The organism is Clostridium cuniculi, from assembly GCF_004353185.1.
GTDB classification, from domain to species: Bacteria; Bacillota; Clostridia; order Clostridiales; family Clostridiaceae; genus Clostridium; species Clostridium cuniculi.
In genome coordinates this window covers 1-842 of record NZ_SMUS01000106.1, presented here as the reverse complement: position 1 = coordinate 842, position 842 = coordinate 1, and the positions used below count along the sequence as shown (strand labels likewise).

At 25.2% G+C, this 842-nt stretch carries 2 protein-coding genes; both read left to right on the top strand.

Features of this window, described 5'->3' with window-relative positions:
- The coding region (locus EJJ37_RS19795; protein WP_133017134.1) for a hypothetical protein at positions 1–225 on the top strand (225 nt) is incomplete at its 5' end.
- A 15-nt stretch (positions 226–240) separates the two neighbouring features.
- On the top strand, positions 241–842 hold a 602-nt coding region (locus tag EJJ37_RS19790), incomplete at its 3' end, for a BppU family phage baseplate upper protein (protein WP_133017133.1).

Below are 842 nucleotides of genomic sequence, written 5' to 3'. Positions count from 1 at the left end.
AAAATGACTATATTTTATAATAAAAGACTAGGAACTATACAAGCTATAGCAGGTGGTATACAAGATATGAGTTATTTTGGTGAAGAAGAAGAAGACTTTAAACTTATTTATGATTATATAGTTGTAGACAATGACGAATATGTAATTAATAACTCCAATAATTTCTGTGTTAGTGAAAGAAAATTAAAATTTAAAAATGCAGAAAATGTAAATAAATATTTATAAAAAAGGGGTGATTTTTTGATTACGAAGATAATTAGATTTGATATAAACAAAGATGTATATAACACATTAATAGCTAAGGAAGGAGATACAAAAAGTAGATTTTTACTTTTTCAACTTTTAGATGGAGCTATTCCTTTTAGTTTAGAAAATCGAAGCGTGAGAGTATACGCAATTAAACCAGATGGAACTGAAGTATTTAACGATTTAATAGTAAATGATAGATTGAACGGATATTGTACTTTAGAGCTTACAACTCAAATGTTAGCAGTAGCTGGAACTGTTAAACTTGAACTAATGATAATAGAAAATGATAGTAAGTTAACATCTAATATATTTTTCATGGATGTTAAAAAGAGCATAAACTCTGAAAAATCTGTAGTAAGTACAAATGAATTTGGAGCTTTACTAACAGCATTAGCTTCATTAAATGAATATGATAATTATAAAAATGAAATAATTGAAGCTAGAAAAGGGGAGAAATCTTTAAAATATATTATAGATAAAATATTAGAAGAACTTTTAAAGAAGATAAATAAAGGAGATGAAATATCTGTTGGACAATTAATAGGTCAGATTAATGAGAATCAAATAACAGATAGTTTAAAAGCAATAATTAT